19 protein-coding genes are annotated in these 21,932 nt (G+C 47.8%); 18 read left to right on the top strand and 1 reads right to left on the bottom strand.

Annotated elements, in window-relative coordinates; all coding sequences use genetic code 11:
* Positions 1-60 precede the first annotated feature (60 nt).
* Genes NYE54_RS18935 through ptsP form a run of 5 tightly spaced genes read left to right on the top strand, consistent with a single transcriptional unit; the run spans position 61 to position 4,688 of the window.
* Positions 61-1,053: a phosphotriesterase gene (locus tag NYE54_RS18935; RefSeq protein ID WP_339265333.1), complete on the top strand. Its 993-nt coding sequence runs from the start codon at positions 61-63 to the stop codon at positions 1,051-1,053.
* A gap of 14 nt (positions 1,054-1,067) precedes the next feature.
* Entirely contained in the window at positions 1,068-1,826 is a 759-nt protein-coding gene (locus NYE54_RS18930) for a creatininase family protein (RefSeq protein ID WP_076321607.1), read from the top strand.
* 36 nt (positions 1,827-1,862) lie between these two features.
* The gene (locus NYE54_RS18925; protein ID WP_076321606.1) at positions 1,863-2,597 is read left to right on the top strand and encodes an SIS domain-containing protein; all 735 of its coding nucleotides are present in this window, start codon (positions 1,863-1,865) and stop codon (positions 2,595-2,597) included.
* A 58-nt stretch (positions 2,598-2,655) separates the two neighbouring features.
* Positions 2,656-2,925, top strand: a complete 270-nt coding sequence (locus NYE54_RS18920; protein ID WP_339265331.1) for an HPr family phosphocarrier protein — start codon at positions 2,656-2,658, stop codon at positions 2,923-2,925.
* Positions 2,925-4,688, top strand: a complete 1,764-nt coding sequence (gene ptsP, locus NYE54_RS18915; protein WP_339265329.1) for a phosphoenolpyruvate--protein phosphotransferase — start codon at positions 2,925-2,927, stop codon at positions 4,686-4,688. The genes NYE54_RS18920 and ptsP overlap by 1 nt, the downstream gene beginning before the upstream one ends.
* Positions 4,689-4,931: 243 nt before the next feature.
* Here the strand turns inward: ptsP and NYE54_RS18910 are convergent, their stop codons facing one another.
* Positions 4,932-5,324 carry a hypothetical protein gene (locus tag NYE54_RS18910; protein ID WP_339265328.1) on the bottom strand — a complete coding sequence of 131 codons (393 nt, stop codon included), beginning with the start codon at positions 5,322-5,324 and terminating at the stop codon, positions 4,932-4,934.
* Between the two features lie 258 nt (positions 5,325-5,582).
* Here NYE54_RS18910 and NYE54_RS18905 point away from each other — a divergent pair, with 258 nt between their 5' ends.
* From NYE54_RS18905 to NYE54_RS18845, 13 genes are all read left to right on the top strand, one after another.
* A complete protein-coding gene (locus NYE54_RS18905; RefSeq protein ID WP_339265327.1) occupies positions 5,583-6,260 on the top strand; it encodes a response regulator transcription factor in 678 nt (225 codons plus the stop codon).
* Positions 6,257-7,618, top strand: coding sequence for a HAMP domain-containing sensor histidine kinase (locus NYE54_RS18900; RefSeq protein ID WP_339265326.1), 1,362 nt, complete (start codon positions 6,257-6,259; stop codon positions 7,616-7,618). The genes NYE54_RS18905 and NYE54_RS18900 overlap by 4 nt, the downstream gene beginning before the upstream one ends.
* 303 nt (positions 7,619-7,921) lie before the next feature.
* Complete coding sequence (locus tag NYE54_RS18895) at positions 7,922-8,878, top strand: hypothetical protein (protein WP_339265324.1); 957 nt, start codon at positions 7,922-7,924, stop codon at positions 8,876-8,878.
* A gap of 197 nt (positions 8,879-9,075) precedes the next feature.
* Positions 9,076-9,552 carry a YqeG family HAD IIIA-type phosphatase gene (locus NYE54_RS18890; RefSeq protein WP_339265322.1) on the top strand — a complete coding sequence of 159 codons (477 nt, stop codon included), beginning with the start codon at positions 9,076-9,078 and terminating at the stop codon, positions 9,550-9,552.
* 88 nt (positions 9,553-9,640) lie between these two features.
* Positions 9,641-10,345 (top strand): DUF421 domain-containing protein, encoded by a 705-nt coding sequence (locus tag NYE54_RS18885; protein ID WP_339265320.1) that lies wholly within the window; start codon positions 9,641-9,643, stop codon positions 10,343-10,345.
* 175 nt (positions 10,346-10,520) lie between these two features.
* Positions 10,521-11,387, top strand: a complete 867-nt coding sequence (locus NYE54_RS18880; RefSeq protein ID WP_339265319.1) for a sugar ABC transporter permease — start codon at positions 10,521-10,523, stop codon at positions 11,385-11,387.
* A gap of 17 nt (positions 11,388-11,404) precedes the next feature.
* Positions 11,405-12,283, top strand: coding sequence for a carbohydrate ABC transporter permease (locus NYE54_RS18875; RefSeq protein WP_339265317.1), 879 nt, complete (start codon positions 11,405-11,407; stop codon positions 12,281-12,283).
* A 36-nt stretch (positions 12,284-12,319) separates the two neighbouring features.
* On the top strand, positions 12,320-13,474 hold the full coding sequence (locus tag NYE54_RS18870) for a biotin/lipoyl-binding protein (protein WP_339265315.1): 1,155 nt from the start codon (positions 12,320-12,322) through the stop codon (positions 13,472-13,474).
* Between the two features lie 44 nt (positions 13,475-13,518).
* Positions 13,519-14,859 (top strand): extracellular solute-binding protein, encoded by a 1,341-nt coding sequence (locus NYE54_RS18865; protein WP_339265313.1) that lies wholly within the window; start codon positions 13,519-13,521, stop codon positions 14,857-14,859.
* 108 nt (positions 14,860-14,967) lie between these two features.
* The gene (locus NYE54_RS18860; RefSeq protein ID WP_339265311.1) at positions 14,968-17,886 is read left to right on the top strand and encodes a hypothetical protein; all 2,919 of its coding nucleotides are present in this window, start codon (positions 14,968-14,970) and stop codon (positions 17,884-17,886) included.
* Between the two features lie 160 nt (positions 17,887-18,046).
* Positions 18,047-19,504 (top strand): S8 family serine peptidase, encoded by a 1,458-nt coding sequence (locus tag NYE54_RS18855; RefSeq protein WP_339265310.1) that lies wholly within the window; start codon positions 18,047-18,049, stop codon positions 19,502-19,504.
* Between the two features lie 229 nt (positions 19,505-19,733).
* Positions 19,734-20,267, top strand: a complete 534-nt coding sequence (locus tag NYE54_RS18850) for an RNA polymerase sigma factor (protein WP_339265308.1) — start codon at positions 19,734-19,736, stop codon at positions 20,265-20,267.
* Complete coding sequence (locus tag NYE54_RS18845) at positions 20,227-21,624, top strand: DUF4179 domain-containing protein (RefSeq protein WP_339265307.1); 1,398 nt, start codon at positions 20,227-20,229, stop codon at positions 21,622-21,624. Before NYE54_RS18850 ends, NYE54_RS18845 begins: the two co-directional genes overlap by 41 nt.
* Positions 21,625-21,932: the final 308 nt, after the last annotated feature.

Below are 21,932 nucleotides of genomic sequence, written 5' to 3'. Positions count from 1 at the left end.
AGACGGCTGAGTCCCCTCGACTCAGCCGTCTAAAAGATAACAGAGTGGAGGAGAAACGATATGGGCTTTATCCGTACTTTACATGGAGATATCAGCAAAGAGGAGCTGGGCTTTACGTATTCCCACGAACATATCGTATGCCGCCCAGCCTACTGGCAAGAACGGGGAGAGGACGATTTGCTGCTGGACGATAAGGAGAAGTCCAAACGCGACGTTCTTGATTTCAAACAACACGGCGGACGCTCGATCGTGGACGCTACAGCCATCGATTATGGGCGGGATGTTCAGGCGGTACAGGAAATCGCGATCGAAACCGGCATTCATGTTGTAGGAACGGCGGGATTCAACAAGAGCTTTTTATGGGATGCCAAAATCAAAGAGGAGCTTAAACCGCTGATCGGCCATTATGAAACCTACGCCCAGTGGATTGAAGCAAAAAGCATCAACGAGCTGGCGGATTTCGTCATCCGGGAGGTGGAAAAAGGGCTGGAAGGCACACCTTTCAAAGCAGGCCAGGTTAAATTCGGGACAGGCTATAACCGCATTACGCCTCTGGAGGAGAAGACGCTGCGCGCTGTAGCGCGCGCTCATCATGAGACGAAGGCCCCCATCCATTCCCATACCGAAGTTGGCACCATGGCGTTGGAGCAAATCGAGCTCTTGAAGAGCGAAGGTGTGGATCTGTCTTTTTTGAGCCTGGGACATATGGACCGCAATCCCGACCCCTACTACCATGAGCAGATCGCCTCAACGGGAGCTTACATGAGCTTTGACGGTATCGGCAAAATCAAGTATGCACCGGAAAGCACCCGAATCTCGCTTATTCTTGAGCTTGTCCGCAAAGGCTTCGAAAATCAGATTCTCATCAGCGGTGATACCGCCCGGAAAACCTACTACAAGCATTACGACCAGGGTCTCGGTCTGGAGTACATTATTTCCAAATGGGTCCCGCGCTTTGTAGACGAGGCGAACCGAAACGGTTTTGATGGACTAAAACTGGTGGAGAAATTTTTCGTAAGCAACCCGGCCAACTGCTTTTCATTTAAAAAGTAAGGGGGGCGCTCGCTATGAAATTCGAATTCGAAAATTCGGTTGAGGTGAAGGATAAAATTCGCCATTTCCGCGCTGCCATACTTCCTATTGGTGCCGTTGAAGCGCATGGTCCCCATCTGCCGCTGGGTACCGATAACCTGCTCGCGACCAGACTCGCGGACAGATTGGCAGAGCGGACGGAAAGCTTCGTTTTGCCGACCCTCCCCTATGGACAGGTGTGGAGTCTGCGCAATTTCCCGGGGAGTATCAACGTCTCAAACGAAGCGCTCATCCGACTGCTTGCAGATATCGGCGAAAGTTTGTACCAGCAAGGATTCGGCATTTTCGTCATGGTCAACGGCCATCTCGGCAATGCGGTTGCGTTGAAGGAAGCTGCGAGAATGTTATACGAACGGGTGCCCGAACTTAAGGTGTTCTATTTCTTTTATCCTGGCACGAAGGAAGTAACGGCTTCGGTACGGGAAGCTTCGGCTGCACACGCGAGCTATATGCATGCCGATGAAATCGAAACATCCTACATGCTCTATCTTGCGGGCGAGTACGTGGACATGAGCAAAGCGATCGATGGCGCCCCGCATATCCCGATCGAAGCGGATTGCACGCCAACACCGTGGGAGGAAATGACTTCCTCTGCCGTACTCGGGGATGCAACGCTGGCAACGAGGGAGAAGGGGGAGAAGATTATCGAGCGCAGCCTGGAAGTGATGGCCGAGATGGTGCTCCGGGCTAAAAGAGCATTGTCAACGGATCATCAACCGGAAGAGAACAGATAGCATTGTAACTACAAGAACAACGAGGTGAAAGAGACGATGATGAACACCTATTTTGATGTGATTGGCGGGTTGTTAGACAAAGTCCGTACAGAGCAGGCAAAGTCGATCCGTGAAGCGGCAGAGAAAGTGGCTGCCTGTATTCAGCAAGGTGGTATTATACACTTATTTGGCTGTGGACATTCGCATATATTGACCGAAGAAGTCTTTTACCGAGCAGGCGGACTCGTACCGATTCGCCCGATCCTGGTCGAGAAGCTGATGCTTCACGAAGGCGCGGTCCGTTCGTCAGAGCTGGAAAGACAAAACGACCTTGCTGTCGAATTTATGAAGGAGCAGGATATCCGCGAGGGCGAGGTTGTCTTCGTACTGTCCACTTCGGGCCGAAATCCCGTTCCCGTGGATGTCGCTTTGATGGCGAAGGAGAAGGGGGCCTTTACTGTAGGCATTACCTCACTGGAATATTCCAAAAGCATGCCGTCCCGGCACAGCAGCGGCAAGCATCTGGCCGATGCCGTTGATCTGGTAATCGATAATTTCTCGGTTAAGGGAGATGCCGTATTGAGCCATCCGGGCCTCCAGGTGCCTTTCACGCCGAGCTCGACGGTCGTCGGGGCGCTCATATTGAACTCCCTGTTCGCAGAATCTATTGAGATTATGATTGAACAAGGCTTCAAGCCCCCTGTATTTCTCAGCGGAAATATCGATGGTTCCGACGAACACAACAACGCGTTGGTTGAGGCTTATAAAGGACGGATCGCTTTATTGGCATGATCAGGATGTACCGAGCAGTAAAGAAAATATACGAGGTCTGACATAGAGGAGGAAAGACATGTTCGCACAAACCGTAACCATACAGAATGAGCAAGGCTTTCATGTCCGTCCAGCTCAGCTTTTCTCGGAAAAAGCAGGACAGTTTGGAGCAGAGGTTCATCTGAAGACTAACGAAGGACGCACCGCGGATTGCAAAAGCATGCTGGAGCTGATGACGCTCGGCGTTGAGCAAGGAGCTGTCGTGACCATCGAAGCTAACGGAGATGGAGAACAAGAGGTAGTCGAAGCGCTGATACAGTTAGTCGAAAGCAAGTTTGGTGAAGCCTGATGAAGAGGCTGCATATAGAAGGAATCGGCGTATCGGAGGGAATCCGGATCGCTAAGGCATTCATTTACAAGCCTTCGCTAGGGACCAGCAGTGACAGCAGCCTCGAAGAGAAGCTTATTCCGGATACCCCGGCCGCAATCGATGCAGAGCTTATTAAGCTCCGTGAAGCCAAAGCAGGCTGTGCGGAACAATTGGAGAAGCTAACGGAGAGAGCGAAGGAAGCCGTGGGCGAAGAGCAAGCCGGCATTCTTGCGGGACAGCGGAAGCTTCTGGACGATCCTGCCTTCTATCCGAAGATGGAGGCAAGAGTCCGAGAGAAGCTGGAGCCAGCGCCAAGTGCCGTTGCCGAAATTGTGAGCCAGGTCGCTTCCATGTTGGAAGGCATGAACAATGATTATATGAAGGAACGCGCCGCGGACATTCGCGATATCGGTAATCGTCTTCTCGCCTGCTTGTTGCCAGGACAATCGCGTGACTTTACGGGAATCACCGAACCGGTTATCTTGGTCGCTGATGATTTGGCGCCGTCGGATACGGTACAGCTGGACCCTGCCTTGGTTATCGGCTTTATTACCCGTACTGGAGGAGCGACCTCACATACCGCTATTCTCGCACGGTCGCTCGGAATTGCAGCTATCGTCGGCGCTGGTGACGGCGTCGACGGCATCAAGGACGGCGATACACTCGTCCTTGACGGCTCAGCCGGGCTGTGCATTGCCCGGCCGCATGAGGCGGAAGCGGAGCAGTATCGGCTCCGCATGCAGGAAGATCTCGAGCGCAGACAGTCGCTCGAGGTATACGCGGCGCGTCCGGCAGTGACCGCCGACGGCACGCGCGTAGAGCTCGCGGCGAACATCGGCAGCGCCGCGGAAGCCGAGACCGCCGTCCGGCAGGGCGCGGACGGCGTAGGGCTGTTCCGCACGGAGTTCCTGTTCATGAACGCCCCGGCCATGCCGGGCGAGGAGGAGCAGTTCCGTGCGTATCAGGAAGCGGCCCGGATGATGGAGGGCCGCCCCGTAATCATCCGCACGATGGACATCGGCGGAGATAAGGAACTTCCGTATCTGCAGCTGCCGAAGGAAACAAACCCGTTCCTGGGCTACCGTGCGATACGGGTAGGCCTTGTCCGCCAAGAGCTGCTTCGCACGCAGCTGAGGGCGGTGCTGCGGGCCAGTGCCTTCGGTACGGTGAAGGTGATGTTCCCCATGATCTCCGGTCTGCAGGAATGGAGGCAGGCAAGAGCCATCCTGACGGAAGTGCAGGTGGAATTGAGGCAAGACGGGATCCAGTTTGACGAGAAGATGGAAGTTGGCATCATGGTTGAGATTCCCTCAACGGCCGTGTTGGCGGAACGATTCGCGAGCGAGGTCGATTTCTTCAGCATCGGTACGAACGACCTCGTGCAGTATACGGTCGCAGCGGACCGCATGAATGAACACGTCGCGCACCTGTACGATTATTTCCATCCAGCTGTGCTTCAGTTAATTCGCACGGTCATTGAGGCTTCCCACACGGCCGGTAAATGGACCGGCATGTGCGGCAGTATGGCGGGTGATCCGCTGGCGGCACCGCTGTTACTCGGACTAGGTCTTGACGAATGGAGCATGGAGGCCGGTGGTCTCAGCCGGATGAAGGAAAGGCTTGCTAGCCTGGATCGTCAGGAATGTCGCGAGCTGGCAAAGCGCATTCTTGGCCTTGATACGCCCCAAGCGGTTCGTCAGGCGCTGGAGAAATTTCATCACGCCCAAAAGGCAGTGGTATAGATTCCGTATCCACATGGCGTGGACTATTAGCAGGTGTTGAGGGTGTTCCAAGAAATGGCATGCCCGTATGAGAGATCGCCAGTTTGGGTCAAATAGATGCTACAAATAAAGAAATGGCGGTACAGGGGGTTACTCCGGTACCGCCATTTCTTTGTTTTCGAATATCGAATGATCTGAGCGTAGTTACACTCGCTTGATAGTATTGAACGGGAGTTAACCTAGAATGGTAACTTAACTGCATGCTTACCCTTTACGACGCCATGCATTGGCAATTAGGCCCACGATGAAGCCCCAAACGGCATTTATCGCAAAGACACTTACCATTGCCAGTGGATTAGTTAAAGGACCTTGCAATTTTCCATCGATAAGGGGAGAGGCAATCCCGCTTATAATGATAGCAAATAAGGCATAACTCAAACCGGCAAAAACAAGAATGACAACGGGATAAGCCGTTCTTTTGAATAGAACGATCATGAGCCAGGCCAAGGAGATAAGGACCGTCATCAGAATGCTGCCGAATGCTTGACCGATCAGATCCATGATCCCGGTCATCTTCATGATGGGTCTGATAAGCGCTAAAGCGCCCAGTCCAAGAATTAAAAGCAGATTTTCTTTCACAATATCTATTGTTCTCATATCCAATCCGTTCCTCTCTATGTTGTGGATGATGAAGTCGATAAGCCATAGTCCAATTCATTCCCCAACAAGTATGATGATTGCCGATGCCCCTGTGCTTCAAGTTCTCGGCTGTTATTAACATTAACAAATCCATGTTGTGAACTTATGACGATACTTTGCGATTTACGTGAATTTTTTTTCGATGGATTTCCCGATCTCCTGACAGCGATAATATGCTAGACTACCTATATATTACTTTTAGGAGTCCATCATACGATGAAGACATTTACCATCTTGTACATTGAAGACGATCAGGAAATCGGTTCCTGGTCCAAGGATTTTTTAATCGGTCAAGGCTATGAAGTGATATGGAAGAGCTCAGGCCATGATGCGGAAGCAGCAATGGAACATTGCGATCTCGTCATTTTGGACATTATGCTTCCGGGTCTGGACGGATTCACGGTCGGTCAGCGGCTAAAACGAATCAATCCCGCCGTACCCATCCTGATGCTTACGGCCAGAACCGCAATCGAGGATAAGCTTACTGGCTTGTCTTTTGCTGATGATTATATGACCAAGCCGTTTCATCCGGATGAGTTGGCTGCCCGGATTCAAGTCCTCCTCAGGCGTTCTGTCACCGCGGAGCCGGAACAGCTTCTGATCCGGCATTTAAGCATCGACCGAAAAGGAAACCGTGTATGGAATTCCGAAACCGGGGAAGAGATTGTGCTTACAGGTAAGCAGTTCCATATATTCATGTATTTCCTGGACCACCTGAATCACATATTGACCCAGAAGCAGATTTATGAAGCCGTTTGGGGTGAACCGCATCTGAACGGAGATAAAACGTTGAACGTACATATCCGTCATCTGCGCGAGAAGATCGAGTTGGATTCCGGCTCCCCCCAAATTATCGAGACGATCCGCGGTGTAGGATACCGGGTGCGATCATGAGGATCCGCGGCTCGTTAATGAGCAAATACCTGATCTTTATTTTGACCGCCTTACTGCTATGGCCGATTATTCCAGCCCTGTTTTATTTACCAGGTTATATGCTCAGCGATCATCCAGTATATCGGCCGGAAGAGATAACCCGCATGTGGCAACAGGAGGCAGCCAACCTGGATGGTGCAGGAAGGGATAGGATTAATACTAGACTGCGGGAGTTGAACGAGGACTATCCGCATGCTGAGATATTCTGGGTGGACCCATCAGGGAGGACGAACGGAGTCGGGGACCTCTCAGAGGATATACCTGAGCAATGGACTTATCTGGATATTCTTTCGATTCGAGCGCAAGACCGTAATCAAGAAACGCTGGTCTTAACCTCTCTCATCGGAAACGATCCGAAGCAAGGTTTTATGGTGATGCGGGTCCCGGAATCCCATATCCTTAATGCAGAAATGTCGCTTTCGGGAAACTTGCCCCTAATCTTTCTGTTTTTAATGATCTGTGGATGCTTCTTTATGCTGTCATGGCTGTTCTTCATTAAGCTTCGCAAAAGACTGATCAGGCTTCAATCGGCAATGACCGTAAACGGATTGAAAGAAATTCCGAATGAAGTCACGATCATGAAGGACGACGAGATCGGAGAACTTGAAGGCTCGTTTAACCGGATGGTGAAGGAGCTCAAAGAAAGTCAAAAACGGGAGCGGGAGGAGGAGGAACTGCGTAAGCAATTCATTTCAACGATTTCCCACGATCTTCGAACCCCGCTGACTGTCATCCGACAGCATGTCCATACCGTTCGAAAAGACCCTGCTTCCTCCCAGGGACAGGTTTCACTTTCTGTCATCGAGCATAAGCTCGATGACATCAGTAATCTAATGGATAATCTGCTGTCATACACGCTATTATCGGCGGGGAAGTATCCGCTGCACAAGCAGCCATTTGATATTATAGAAGAGGTTCGGAATCGAGTGGCTCAGTGGTATCCGGTATTCGAGGCTAAGGAATTTGATGTCCTTGTCGAGCTTCCTGACCAGACATTAATTTGGGATGCGGACCCATTGTGGTTTAACCGGATCCTGGATAATGTGTTTCAGAACGTGGTACGTCATGCGGGAGCCGGTCGCTACATTGGCATTCAAATGATTGAGCGTCAGAAGCAGCAGATGCTGGTCATCAGCGATAAGGGGCCTGGATCCTGCAGCGAGTCACCTGAAAAAGGCGCAGGAATCGGGTTGTCCATTGTATCGATGATGGCCAGGGAGATGGATATGCAATGGGAATTGAAATCCGACGCAAACGGAAGTGCTTTTTATATTTGGAAGGATAGCAGTTGCGGTGTTATAACTAACGTGACAGATTAAGCATTTATAGGGTATGGTAAAGGGAACTAGTGTCACATAGAAATCGCCCGCATGTTATTCGAATTTAATATACGTTTCCTTTCGAAGACCAAGGAAGAAGCTGCGTTCAAGTCGCTCAGAGTGACTTATACGCAGCTTCTTTTTTGAGTATTGACATACCTAAATCCGGAAAGAGAGCTCTACGGCTTCTCGTCAACGAATTTAACCCAAACTTAAACTTGAGGTCACTTTGTTTTTCGATTAGGGGGATAGAATGAGGTGTAAGGTGAAGACAGAGTTATTTAAGGAGGTAAGTTTACCAACATGAAGATTGAGCATGAGCAAGTTTCAGCTGATCTGCAGTCACCGCAATGGATGAAGATACGTAGAATTTCTGGTTATGGCGCTGCCATAGCGGTGGCGCCGTATCTATTGATTAAAATGGCATGGACTTTCGGTTACTTCATACCAACCGAGCAAATGGGCGACGCTAGCTGGCGTGCGATCAACGCAGCTACCGCAGTGCTAGCGGCTATCGGAATCCTGCTGGCCATGGCGTTCACCAGGCCGTGGGGCGAACGTCTCCCTGCATGGCTGATTGCCTTTCCCGTATGGGTTGGTACCGGTCTGCTCGTTCCCATGCTGGTCTTGGCACCGGTGCTAGGACCGGCAGCTATGACTCGGGATAAGGAGGCGGGGGCCGCCGACGTTTGGGTGTACGAACAGTTCTTCGTGATGGTCTCGCTGGTTGGCATCGGCATTTGTCTGCCTCTCGCCTTCGCAGGTTATGCGAGGACACGGTGGCCGGAGGCGTTCGGTGATTCGATCGACTATAGCAGGTTACCAGGTAATACTTGGAGATTGCAGCATACATTGTCCAGGCTGGTTGGAGCCGGCTGTGTCCTGTTAGGTATCATTAAGGTGTACTGGGCTACCGGAGGCACTCTCGGTATTGACCCGGCCAGACTGGACGATCGTGATGTGTGGTGGCATCTGCTAACGTTTAGTACCGGAGCGTGGTCCATTGCGGGGGCGTGGGGATTGCTGGTGCTAACTTCCCGTCGCGGGCCGCAGCGGTTTCTGTACCCGATGGCATCGGCATGGATTTCGTCGGGCATGCTGTTCTCTTATAATCTCTTTTCCGCAATTCGTACCGATTCGCAGTTCTCGCCAGAGTACCAGCTGCTGCGGATGCTAACCACGGAGGCCGGTGTCGTCTTCGGCGTCATGATGTTCATAATCATTCTGTTCGTTCTGCACGATCGACGACGCGCCTTGTAGGTTTGCTTACCGGACGATCCGTTGTAACATCTTATGAAGTCGCGGTAATCGCGGCTTTTTTTGTTTAGCCGAATCCATACATACAGACTACATACAGACCAACCAGGTGAAATGATTGTTCAAAAGTATGATTTTAACAACATGAAGGCATTCTATACACGATTGACTCACTTATATGAAAGTAGTGGAGGAAGACTATGCCTATTTTTAAACCATCGCAAATTGCGCGCTCGATTTATGAGATTAACGGAGAAAGACTCCAGCAGGCAGGTATTAAAGGGATAATCCTTGACTGGACCAATACATTAACGACCAAGAAAGCTGACTCCATAACTGATTCGATGAAATCTTGGCTGACTAACATGCAGTCGAGATATGGAATTAAGGTGATCATCGTTTCTAACAGCAAACCTCCAATGGGTGACCACGGACAAGTCCATGAAATTCCAGCTTTGTTCGAAGCCGGTAAACCGAAGAAAAAAGCGTTTTTAGCCGCATTGAATATGCTTGGAACCCGTAGTAACGAGACAGCCGTTATCGGAAACGGCATCATTACAGATTTATGGGGCGGAAACCGTCTGGGGATGTACACGATTTTTATATCTACTTCATGGGCGAAACCTCGGATTTTAGGGGCTGTAAAACGACTATTCGTAAAGGTACTTCGAGTATAAACGGACGTGCTACAGAATGAAGAAATCGTTCAAGCGAATATATGAATATATTGAACAATAATTGATGTGAATCGGCGGGGTGAATGGATTGGATTTTTACCAAAGTCAAGAATCGCTGACAACCGTGGAATGGATCTTAAGAGGGGTTGTTAGCTTCGTTTTTTTACTTCTTGCAGCCAAATTAATGGGGCAGCGTTCCATTTCTCAATTGAGATTCCTCGATTTCATTTTGGCTTTAACGCTCGGCAATATTATTGCTCATCCGCTTTCAGATGAAGAATTGGGATTAAAGGGATCTATGATCACGACGATCGTTCTCGTCGTTTTATACATTATAGCGACGTGGTTGAGCCTGAAGTGGCCGTTCTTCAAACACTATCTTGATCCATCCCCCATCACACTCGTTAAAAATGGACTCATCCAGTTTCATAACTTATCTAAGGCCAGAATCTCTATTGATTTTTTATTTTCTGAGCTAAGAAAGGAAAAAGTAGAGGATATACAAAAGGTAGCCCTTGCCGTATGGGAACCGGGTGGAACCATATCGGTTTTTATGGACACCCCATACCAACCGGTTACTCCGGCAGATATGAGATTAGAGACGGGGCCGTTTACGATCTCAAGGCCGATCATCATAGATGGAAAAGTCGATATGTCGCTTCTTCAGGAAATGGGTAAGGATTTGGCTTGGCTTCATTCAAAAATAGCACCCGCTAATACGAATATCCACGATGTAATGCTTGCAACCGTTGAGAACGAGAACGTGCGAGTTTTTTCTGAACCCAAGAAGTAGGGGCGCTTCCGCTACGTTCCCAATTCTTATGATTGCGTTCACCACTTTAGATATTTTTAATATTTACCATATTTTTTCTTAAGTTTTCTTCCCTAAACTAAAGGTGTCGGGGGAGAGTAACATGGATCAGAATTGAAGGACAAACTAAACAGTGAAAGGATGGATCAAGAATATTATGAAAAAATGGCTCCGTAAGGATGCTTCGGCGGCCATATTCTTTCTCGTGCCCAGCGGTATTGGATTTGCACTCTTTTATCTTATTCCATTTGCCATGGGCGTGTACTATTCCTTTATGAGCCAATCGGTAGACGGCCATTTTGCGGGTCTCGATAATTACGTGGATCTGTTTGGGAGTGCTTCCTTCCGCAAGGCGGCATCCAACACGTTTTTCTTCAGCGCGGTCAGTGTTCCGCTTATGGTCATGCTGTCACTCGGGTTAGCGATGCTGCTCCATAAAAATACATATTTTCAAAAATGGCTTCGGACTGCTTACGTCATGCCGCTTGTTGTGCCCGTCGCCTCCATTATCATGATCTGGCAGATGCTATTTGATTGGAACGGCTCCCTGAACGCATGGCTGAACAGCTTTGGATATGGACGCGTGGACTGGATGAAGACGGAATCGGCACGATTGGTCGTGATCATGGTGTATCTATGGAAGAACATCGGTTACAACGTCATTTTATTCTTGGCCGGGCTGCAGCAAATTCCGAAGGACTACTACGAAACGGCCCGGATTGAAGGGGCTGGTCGTCTGCGGCAATTCCGAAGTGTTACGCTGGTCTATCTGACTTCTTCCATGTTCTTTGTCGTGATTATGTCCATTATTAACTCATTCAAAGTGTTCCGGGAAACGTATCTGATCGCAGGCGATTACCCCCATGACAGCATTTACATGATGCAGCACTATATGAATAATATGTTCGTATCACTCGACATTCAGAAGCTGACCGCTGCTGCATCCTTGATGTTTGTCTGTATTCTGTTGATCGTCCTGATGCTGTTTGCGATTGAGCGCCGACATCGGCAGTACATGGAATAGGAGGTGGAGCGAAGTCTGTGCGAGTAGTCTACATATTGAAAAAAAGTATATTAACATTCGTCATGGGTGTTATTGCGTTAATCCTAATATCACCAATTGTGATTACATTCACAAATTCATTGATGACAGAGCTGGAAATCCAGATCAATTATGGTCTCATCGGTCAAATGAATGAAGTGATCCCAGGTAGAGACAGCTCTTTCGCAAACCTGAAACTGATTCCGGATAAGGTATCTTTTGCACAGTATGGGAAGGTGTTCATTGATAACCCGAAGTATTTGACGATGTTCTGGAATTCCGTGTTTATGGTGATGCCGATCATTGTGGGTCAGACTCTCGTAGCAGCGTTGGCTGCTTATGCATTCTCCAAGCTGAAATTCCGCGGCCGGGATTCGATGTTTTTGGTATATGTCATGACGATGCTTATGCCATTCCAAGTTACTCTGGTACCCAACTATATTATGGTTGATAAGCTTGGCATGCTGAATAGTACAGGCGCCATCATTGCTCCTGGCATTTTCGCTGCTTTTGGCGTGTTTATGCTCAGACAGTTCATGCTGGACATTCCCTATGCCTACATCGAAGCTGCCAAAATAGACGGTGCCGGACACTTGCGGATCTTTATGACGATGATTGTTCCGATGATCAAGCCAGGATTGGCCGCACTTGTGATCTTGCTGTTCGTTGATTATTGGAACATGGTGGAACAGCCGCTTATCTTTTTGGACGACCCGTTTAAGCAGCCGTTATCCGTTTTTTTATCCAGGATTAATGATAGCGAGCGGGGGATTGCCTTTGCTGCATCCATGCTCTATATGGCCCCGATGGTGATGTTATTTCTGTACGCCGAGTCGTATTTCATCGAGGGAATCCAATTGTCAGGTGTTAAGGGTTAACTTTTCAAGGCAGTTTTTAGGAGGAGAAGAAAGGATATGGAGCTTGGAAAAGGGTTAGCTGACCAAAGACGAAAGCGAATCCTTCAATTCGTGTTCATGGGTTTTATGGGGATGCTGCTGCTGTTTACCTTGTTTAGTAACACGCTACAGTCGTTGACCTTGCCCAAGGTGACCACGGAACAGCCGAAACAGGGAGGCATTGTGCTATCGATTGAGGGAAGCGGAATACTTCAGCCGATCGCCGAAGCTAAGCTATCCAGTTCAAACGACTGGAAAGTTCAGCAGATTCACGTAAAAGAAGGTGAACGTGTGAAGAAGGGACAGAAGCTTATCGCTTATGACAACCCAACGGCAAGACAAGAAATCGAACTTGAAGTAACGAATCTGGAAAAGCAAAGAATTGAGCAGCAAAATCTTCAGGATCAATTTATTCAATCTTCTATTGAAGAGGATGAACTTAAGCTGCGCAGCGCAAAACGCGAAATTGAAAAAGGGAAACTTGATATTGCAACGCAGGAACGCAAGATCAACGAGATGAAAGAACGACTGGCAAAAGATCAGATACTTACCGCTCCCTTCGACGGTATTATTACGAAGCTGAATGCGGTAGAAGGACTGGCATCTGCGGGCGAGCCGGATGTCATTGTCTCGAATAGCAGTCAAGGCTATAGGTTTGACGTTGGTGCCGATGCAAAACGCTTGTCCAGCATTGGAATATCCGTTGGTGAGCGGATCGAGGTAGAGGTACACACAGATAAAGAGCAGCAAGCCAGTGTCATTGAAGGCATCATTGAAGAAATCACCAATGCGGAGCCGATGATTGAGGGGGCAACCGAAGGAGCGGAGACGGTAACCGTCCCTCAAAAGATGATTCGTATAAAACTCATCAACGCCAAGCTGAAGGGAGGTGAGCAGGCTCGGATTAACATCGAGAAAAGCTCTCTCGATCAAGGGCTGCTTGTTTCTAATGAAGCTATTCATCAGGACCGGGAAGGCATGTACGTTTTTGTAGTCGAAGAGCAGCCGGGTGCACTCGGTAATGTTTTTGTTGCTCGAAAAGTCAACATCAAGTTCAGCGAGCGGAATGACAAAGAAACGATGATCCAAACGGATAGCATCTATGAACAAGATAAGATCATTCTGAAAAGCAGCGAGCCTCTGCAGGATGGCAACCGGGTTCGCTTGGAATAGTGAGGCGGCATTGTAATCAGAACATATCAGGAGGAAATCATACGATGAAAAAATGGCTTTTACTTATTTCTATGGGCGCTTTAATCGCGAGTTTAACCGCTTGCGGCTCAGGAGAAGGCGGGAACGTGGATAAGCCCGCAACGAAAGAGGGAAAAACGGTGCTTACCCTGTCACTGACAGAGTCGACTCCGTTCTATCAAACGCTGGAAAAAAAGTTCGAAGAGAAATACCCGGATATCGATCTGCAGATCCATGCATATAAAAGCATGGGTGAACAATGGGGACCTGGGGAATTCGAGAAGTATCATACTGCAACGAATACAGCCATGTTATCGGGCAAAGGGATGGATATCATTGAAGTTAGCGGCTTGCCTGTTAAAGAATATGTGAGCAAAGGTTTCCTACTCAATATGAATGATTTGCTGGAGCAAGACCAGACACTCCATAAAGACGATTTGCAAATGAATATTTTGGACGGTCTGAAACTGAATGACGGGGTGTATACCATCCCTTTGGGATACTCCTTGAGAGTATTGGTTGGTAATGGGGACATGCTGGGTAACGCCAATGTGGCGTTCGATGATAAAACCTGGGATTGGAAGGAGTTCGAGAAGGTTTCAAAGGAAGTTATCCAAAAGGCAAAGGAGAGCGGTACCGATGAGATTTATGCATTAGCGTCCTACCCGCCGGAATACCTCTTTCAGGAGATGCTTTATGAAAACTACGCTTCATTTGTTGATACTACAGCCAAAGAGGCAACGTTCGACTCTCCGGAATTTGTGGATTTGCTCCAGCAAGCCATGAAAATGAATGATGACAAGATCATTACATCCGATGAAGCAAAGCCGGGCAATCAATTGTTCAGTTCCACCCCGATTGTGTCACCGCTTAATTTTATCGAAGGCCCTTATATGCTATTTGATCATCCAAAGATCATGCTGTTACCCAGAGCTGGAGAAACCGCAGGTCAAAAAGGCGCGAGGGTTTTTACATCATCCGGGTTCGCTATCCATGCCAAATCGCCAGCACAAGAAGAAGCTTGGAAGTTTATTTCCTTCCTATTGTCTGAAGAAGCACAATTACTGCAGGAAAGAGAAGGGTTCTCGATGCTTAAATCCGTGAATGAAAAGCTGATCAATGACCTTCAGGAAAAAGTGGGTAGCGGCGATTATAAACTTCCGAATGGGCAGCCGGCCAAAGTATCTGACGAACAATTCAACGTGTTTAAACAAATTGTTCAGTCCGCGGATCAATACGTGGATCTAGACAGTAAAGTGATATCAATTGCCGGTGAAGAGTCTCTGGCGTACTTCAGCGGACAGAAAACGGCAGAAGAAGTGGCGAAGCTGATCCAGAACCGGGTCACCACCTATTTAAACGAATAGGAAGATCATCCAGGAAGCAGCCCACATTTGTGCGCTGCTTCCTATTGCACAGAAGAGGGACAACGGAGAATAGGCTTTTTGATTTTCTTTTTATACAGGAGGTACATTATGCACGGACCAAAAAAGACATGCGCGGTCATCATGCTTAGTGCAGCGATGTTAAGTCATGGGTTTGCCCTTGATGCGTATGGGGCATCCTCAACAGGCTACTCTGTTTCTAAATCAGCAGCTGCAGTCGCGTCCAGCCTGGCACTAGATAAACTGGGCTCGGTTATATTGAAGCAGAACGTCAGTGTGAGGCTTACGGGAATGGAAATTTTCACTCAGCCAGACGGGAATATTCTCGTCTATACGCTTCGTTATAGTAACAGCAGTGGCAGTAGAGTAGATCTTATTGATTATTTTTCCCAAGTTTCTACGCCAAGTGGGGCAACGGGAACAGGCAAGAAAGTTACGAGTGACGCTGTTAAACGAACGGTGCCTGCGAACAGCAGCCTCTCCGTGACGTATTATGTGAACGTTGGGAAATCAACTAAGGTAAACGGAGCCAAGGTTTCCCTGTTCGGATGGGATTTTGACAGCGCGAGTTATCAGAAAAAACTGGGGCAAATCACAGTTCCGGCCGATTACTCTTCGGTAGTTCCGGTAGGCAAGAGCAAGAAGATCACGATGAACCATCTTCCGGTTACGGCGAAGGCGGATACCTTGCAGAGGTATACCATCAATGGAAAAGTATATATAAAATTAGGACTCAGGCTCACGAATGGAGGGACAAAGGCATTAAGCGATCCCGGGTATAAGGCAAATTTGAAGTCGGCCGGGGGCTCGGTATTTGAGCTCATTTCCGATTCAGCCAGCACCGGATACAAGCTGCAGCCTCAGGAGAGCAGCATCATCTTCTATTGGGCGGAGATCCCTTCCACGATAAAGACGAACGGCATGACACTGCAGCTGGCGCATGAAGACGAAGCATTGAAAATCAATCTTCCTGTGCAAACGTTCAAGCTTCCGGCGGCAGCGACGGATATCGCCGTGGCCAAGGGCAAAAGCGCAAAGCTGATTATGAAACAACAGCCTGTTACGGTCAAGGCGGAAAGTGTGAAGCGAATGAAGCATAATGGAAAAGTGTATATGAGAGTGGGGATTCATTTTGCAAACGGAGGCAAGAAGGTGCTGAGCGATCCCGGATATAAAGTACAACTGAAGTCGGCCGGCGGCTCGGTATTCGATCTTTCGCCTGAGGATGACACCGGGGGCAGCTTCAGGATCCAGCCAGGACAAAAACGCACGATTTATTATCTGGCAGAGGTTCCGTCCCAACTGAAAACAGACCATATGACGATGCAATTCACACAGGAAGACGAAGCTTTGAAAATGACGCTTCCGGTAAAAACCTTTAAACTTCCGACCATTACCGCTGATGTGCCTGCGGCGGATTATGCCATCCGAAACATATCGATAAACCATCAAACGATGGAGACGCAGCTGAAACATGCTTCGGTATTTGCAGAGAACGATACCGGCAAATGGAACCTTCAATTCCGCGTGAAAAATCTCAGTGAAAAATCATTGAAGCTGCCAGCTTATGAGCTGTCCATCCTCACGGATGAAGGTTACAGCATCCCCGTGAATGCGAAGGCGTTTGACAAGATTGCTCTGAAGCCGCTGGAGGAGAAGCTCATCGATCTCAGTGCAGATGTGCCATTGCATATGAAACAGAATAAACTGCAGCTGCAATTGACAGAGCCTGCTGTGGAGGGGAGGATCAGCTTCCCGGCAGCCCACTATAAAATCCCTTATGCTCAGGAAGGTAAAAGTCATCTGGGTGTAGAAAATATCATCGAGAATGCTCATGGAACATTCGGCGTCAAGCTGAGCTCATATCAGCGGGTGCCACAGGGAGATGTGGATCAAATTGTAGCCCAAATCAGTATTCGTAATACCAAATCGTCGACCGTATCGCTGCCCGAGTTCAAAGCTGCAGTTAAGGCAGGAATGCGCGATCTAAGCAGTACGGCCCAAATTGTAGTACCGAACGATCAAACAACTCTGGCCCCGGATGAAACCATGGAGTTGTATGTACTTGCCAATGTACCGTATTCCTATCAATTCAATCAATTCAGAGTCGATCTGCAGGAAACTTCAGGAGAGGACGTTCACAAATTTCTGTCGCTGAATACCAATTCGCTCAACAATGTTATGAAACAGGTCGCTGCCGGCGAATCTTATTTTATCCATACGCCAGGCAAGAAAGCGGAAGTCCGTGAACGATTGACGACCGTTTACCAAGACAGCAGTTCCAATTTAATTTATACGGAATTGGAGATGGTGAGTCAGGAAACACGTCAATCCAAACAGGCACAGCTTGTTGCCTATTATAAAACACCGGAAAACGAGTTTTTTGAGGCGAAAATCAGTCAATCATCCGATAAGACAAGTCCGAATGGGAAGAATCTGGTGACCGTTTGGAGCAAGCTTCCGCAGAATGTAGTTACTTCGGAGCTTGTATTGTATGTCGGGGAAGGTGTAGCAAACGGAAAGATGACAGAATTAGGGGAAGAATCAACGGGATCTATCAATACGGTGGGTTTAGCGCTTAGCCCTAGAGTTACACAACCAGCAACGAATCTGCAAAATGTAGAATTGTTTCCGTACCATCTCACCATTACGAGAGGAGAAGGTACGCTTAGCGCAGGGAAAGATATGCTCAACACCGTTATTCATTATAATCTCTCCAGGAATGGGGATTACGAGATCGGTTCTTATGACCATAAACTCATTATGGAGCTGATTGACCCAACCGGACAGTCGACAGAGAAGATATTAACACTCGGTACCGATTTGACCATCGGCAACAACAAATCATACTCCATTAACTTGAATAGCAACTTCAGCAAAATCGTAAGTGGAGGGGCGGTTCGAATCAATTTGTATGATGAGTTCCAAGGGCGGAGAATAATGCTAGGAAGTCAAAGCTATCCATATACTTATGAAGAGGATCAGGCTAAAAAAACAGAAAGCGATTAGTCGTATCAGCGAGCGACATGCAAACATGCTATTAAAGACAACAACCCTGAAGATATATGATGTTCGGGGTTGTTTTTTGTTAATTCCTTTAAGAGAACCAACAGATTGAACAAGCATTATGTTAAAGATACGTATACTATTTTATAAGGAGCACAAATACATGAGTAAATTACCCGATCCTACATGGGCACGCCTAGGCTTTCCAGAAGCTCCAGATTTTACGGAATCCGGGAAAAACATCGGTATTGTTATTATTGATAAAATTACCCCTCATCCTGCAATTCAGCATTTAGGCGATCGATTAAAATACGTCACCGTTCATGACGACTTCTCCATTACATGCCAAAATATAGCTTTAGAAAAGCCCGTAGACCATGATGACGCTAGTGGTGAGCATGGATTAATGACACTACTGGCACTATCCCATAAATCTTTTGTTGTACAAGGAAAAACGCATATAGGAATTGCACCGGCGGCTCATTATATCGTACTTAATCACGGGGCGTTCAGGACCGGGGAAGGAGAACGATTAAAAGCGGGCATCGAGTGGATTATGAATAAACAGAAAGAATGGAATATACGAATCATATTAAGTACAGGATGGCATGCGCTAGATCATCAGGTATATCTGAAAAGCACAAGAAAAAACAGCACGGTTCAGGCACTAGCTTCAGCAGTTAGAAGCGGGGTTCTCGTGGTATGTTCAAATGGGAATACGCGTACAGCTAATATTTTGCCACCTCGCGATTATCTAGCAGTAGGGGGATACAATGACCGTGGCCTCGCTGAGCACCATAACCATTTACCATTTCCCGATGAACCGTATGGACGAAATGCCGAGGGGCACTTCAGACCCGATGTTCTAGCACCAAGAGTATACTTAACCGTTCCTTTTTGTGAATTCAATAAAAAAGCAGATATCGTTTCCTATTATTGGGGAACATCAGGCGCAGCAACACTCGTAACCGGAGTCGCAGCATACCTAATGTCTGTTTTCCAAGGTTTAGATGCAACAACTCTACGCTCTGCGTTGACTGCATACGGCGATCGTATAGATGGCTATGATAATCTAGCTCCTAGGATTAACGTCACCAAAGCAAAAACAGCGATTGAATTGGGTTTGATAACGAATCAACCTCAAGAAACTTTACCATCCCTGCAGATCAGGCACACCCTTAAAGAACTACATTCACAAGATGATACGAAAAGGGCGGTTGCTCTATCTACGCTCGTGGAAAAGCATCTTTGCTCACGGGATCTTTTATGGCAATATACATACGATCATTCACCCATCGTAAAAAAAATCGCTGTTTCGGCTTTGGAAAAGCCCATAAACGAAGCGGAGCGACAGGATTTCTGGGATCGATTAGCTCAGGAATCGGAAGGCGGCGTTCGTGGTTGGTACGCCTATGCATTATTACAAGACGCAAGGAAAAATGAAGGTTCCCAATGGATTCCATTATCAACGGATATCAATTGGACAGTTCGATGGTGTGTAAGCGAATATCTTGCCATGTTTCCTGACTTCTTTCCGCAACTTGAAACAACGCATGATCCAGATTCTATTCTCTCAAAAGCCTCTCCGCTAATACAATGGCTTAATGATAGAAATGGATAAGCGGGAAGCAATTGTTTCACAAGATCTTTGCCTGTTAGCTGGGTTGCCAGTTTTGAATAGAGTACATGGGTTATTCCGAGGTAGCATTTTTGTAATAGACTTAGCTACATTGTAGTGCCTTATAGCTTGAGCTTAAAGATTAGACTAGCGCTATTTCTGTCTTTTTTGTGGACTGTGGGAACCAGAAGCGATTGATCTGCATATTACCTGTGAAAGGAGCGTGAGATTCGTGGAGCAGGAAGAAAGATTAAGAGACTGGATGGAGAAGTATACGAACCGTCTGTACAGACTTGCGTATACCTTGACTCACAGCAAGGCTGAAGCTGATGACCGTGTCCAGGACGGATTCATCAAAGCGTATTATGCGATGGGAACGTTTGATCAGCTGCGAGATCCTTTTCCATGGCTGGCGAAGATCGTTATCAACGAGTGCAAAATGGCAAAGCGACGAAGTTTCCGTGAAATCGTAACTAACCTTCTTCCGGAAAGGTCGTCGCTTAGTACGGAGGATACTGTTCTGCGTTCGGCAACACGCGACGAGATGTATGAAGTGATTTTACAACTGCCAGTGGTTATGCGTATCCCTATCGTCCTTCACTATTTAGAAGAGCTGAGCGTCCAACAAATCGCAGACATTACCGGCGTCCCGACAGGAACCGTGAAATCAAGACTGGCACGAGGAAGAGCAAAACTTAACCGATCGCTAAAGGAGGCAGGAGTTCATGATCGAACAACAGATTCAGAATGCGAAACGATCCTATGAATCAATGGAGACAGATGTTGACCGTTTGATGGAGAGAGTCCGGCATAGTGTTGCCAGCGAGGATCGTTCAGAACGTACAACCGGCATGCTTCATAAAAACCGCTCACAGCGGATTGTCCGCCGCTTGTTGCTAACCGCAGTCGGAACTCTTACGGCCTGCGCGGTGATTCTCGGCAGCGGCTTTGTCTTCCCAGTTATGGCGTCTGTACTACAAGAAATTCCGTTCGTAGGTTCTGTGTTTCAGTACGTTCGCGATATCGGCTTGAAGACAGCTTCTGAAAAAGGAATGACTGCGCAACTCGAGCAAAGTGTGAACGATAACGGGATCACGCTGCAAATTCAAGAGGTGATGTATGACGGTGATCGTCTCTCCATTGGTTATATACAACAGGTTGAGGATGGCTTTTTCGATATGGGTGGTCCCACAAACGGAATCAAATTCAAAATTGACGGCAAGCCCTACGCAGACTCCGTAGGTGCGAGTGGTCCTCAAGCCATTGATAGCAAAACAGGAGTAGGACAAATCAGCTTGCAGCCATTTAAACAGAAGTTACCGGATGAGTTCGAACTAACGATCGAAGTAGCAGCCGTGGGAGGAGTTAAAGGCCATTGGGATTTTTCAATTCCCGTTAAAAAGACCGTTTCCGGAATGAAATCATGGATGCCGATGATGAGTGCAACGGATGGGGAAACCACCCTGCTGATTAAAAAAATAGGCATTAAACCAGGTACGGGTACGATGGATGTGGAATTGGAATACAGGCGGCCGGCAGCTAAAGCGCAAGATCCCATGTATGACATCCAGGCTATTACAGATACTGGAATTGAGTTGGAATATTATGCGATGGTAGGAGATGGCTACGTTAAAGACGATACGCATATTCAGCTGGGAACCTTTCAATTTGAAGTGCCCCTTGTTACACCGAAGTCCATTACGCTCCGTCCGTATTTGCGCGGGGATGTTCCGGTATATGGAATTAGAGTGCCGATGAATCATGAACCGTCGACCGATCATCCTCTAATTATTCCTCAAGGGGAATTAGGTCGTCTGCTAGTGACGAAAGTGGAACGGTTAAAAGATAAGACGATGGTACATTACCGGAAAGAAGTCATTGACCCCCTTCAGCAAACAGGGCTGATCATCGAGGATTTGGAAGGTAAGTACAATTTTTTCCCATGGGACATGTACATTATTCCATCGGAAGAAACGGAGACGAAGTTAGTTGACGCCCAAAATAATGATTACGTAACCGAATTCCCGGCCTTGAATCCGGATCAACAGCCAGTCTTTGTCACCCATGAATACAAAAATCCCATTTTCCCGAAAGAGCTGGAAATGACAATACCGATTCAATAATGTAAACGTCGGACGATTGATGGGCAGTGTGGATGATGTGTCGGTGTGCACAGCTGTGCGCGGAGTGCACCTGATGTTTGCGGACAGGAGGTCCGCTATTTCCCAACAACTGTACCAAATTCAAGGATTCGCGGACACAGGATCCGTTATTCTCGGTTTTTCCCTGATTTTGCGGTGATATATCGGTAATAGCGGAACCTGTGTCCGCTTAACCTTATGCTTAGCACCTTTGTTCACAAATAGCGGAATCACGGTCCGCTCAAGAGTTGTTCAATCAGCTCCTTCCTCATAACCCCCCCTAAAGTATG

Source organism: Paenibacillus sp. FSL K6-1330 (assembly GCF_037976825.1).
GTDB lineage: Bacteria > Bacillota > Bacilli > Paenibacillales > Paenibacillaceae > Paenibacillus_AQ.
This window is presented reverse-complemented; position numbering and strand designations above follow the sequence as displayed.

What these genes read in the sequence shown, in the direction of transcription:
- NYE54_RS18860 (WP_339265311.1), top strand. Translation starts at nt 14,968, where the DNA reads ATGCACGGACCAAAAAAGACATGCGCGGTCATCATGCTTAGTGCAGCG.
- NYE54_RS18895 (WP_339265324.1), top strand. Translation starts at nt 7,922, where the DNA reads ATGAAGATTGAGCATGAGCAAGTTTCAGCTGATCTGCAGTCACCGCAA.
- NYE54_RS18855 (WP_339265310.1), top strand. Translation starts at nt 18,047, where the DNA reads ATGAGTAAATTACCCGATCCTACATGGGCACGCCTAGGCTTTCCAGAA.
- NYE54_RS18890 (WP_339265322.1), top strand. Translation starts at nt 9,076, where the DNA reads ATGCCTATTTTTAAACCATCGCAAATTGCGCGCTCGATTTATGAGATT.
- NYE54_RS18845 (WP_339265307.1), top strand. Translation starts at nt 20,227, where the DNA reads ATGATCGAACAACAGATTCAGAATGCGAAACGATCCTATGAATCAATG.
- NYE54_RS18935 (WP_339265333.1), top strand. Translation starts at nt 61, where the DNA reads ATGGGCTTTATCCGTACTTTACATGGAGATATCAGCAAAGAGGAGCTG.
- NYE54_RS18920 (WP_339265331.1), top strand. Translation starts at nt 2,656, where the DNA reads ATGTTCGCACAAACCGTAACCATACAGAATGAGCAAGGCTTTCATGTC.
- NYE54_RS18910 (WP_339265328.1), bottom strand. Translation starts at nt 5,324, where the DNA reads ATGAGAACAATAGATATTGTGAAAGAAAATCTGCTTTTAATTCTTGGA.
- NYE54_RS18905 (WP_339265327.1), top strand. Translation starts at nt 5,583, where the DNA reads ATGAAGACATTTACCATCTTGTACATTGAAGACGATCAGGAAATCGGT.
- NYE54_RS18925 (WP_076321606.1), top strand. Translation starts at nt 1,863, where the DNA reads ATGATGAACACCTATTTTGATGTGATTGGCGGGTTGTTAGACAAAGTC.
- NYE54_RS18900 (WP_339265326.1), top strand. Translation starts at nt 6,257, where the DNA reads ATGAGGATCCGCGGCTCGTTAATGAGCAAATACCTGATCTTTATTTTG.
- ptsP (WP_339265329.1), top strand. Translation starts at nt 2,925, where the DNA reads ATGAAGAGGCTGCATATAGAAGGAATCGGCGTATCGGAGGGAATCCGG.
- NYE54_RS18880 (WP_339265319.1), top strand. Translation starts at nt 10,521, where the DNA reads ATGAAAAAATGGCTCCGTAAGGATGCTTCGGCGGCCATATTCTTTCTC.
- NYE54_RS18870 (WP_339265315.1), top strand. Translation starts at nt 12,320, where the DNA reads ATGGAGCTTGGAAAAGGGTTAGCTGACCAAAGACGAAAGCGAATCCTT.
- NYE54_RS18930 (WP_076321607.1), top strand. Translation starts at nt 1,068, where the DNA reads ATGAAATTCGAATTCGAAAATTCGGTTGAGGTGAAGGATAAAATTCGC.
- NYE54_RS18865 (WP_339265313.1), top strand. Translation starts at nt 13,519, where the DNA reads ATGAAAAAATGGCTTTTACTTATTTCTATGGGCGCTTTAATCGCGAGT.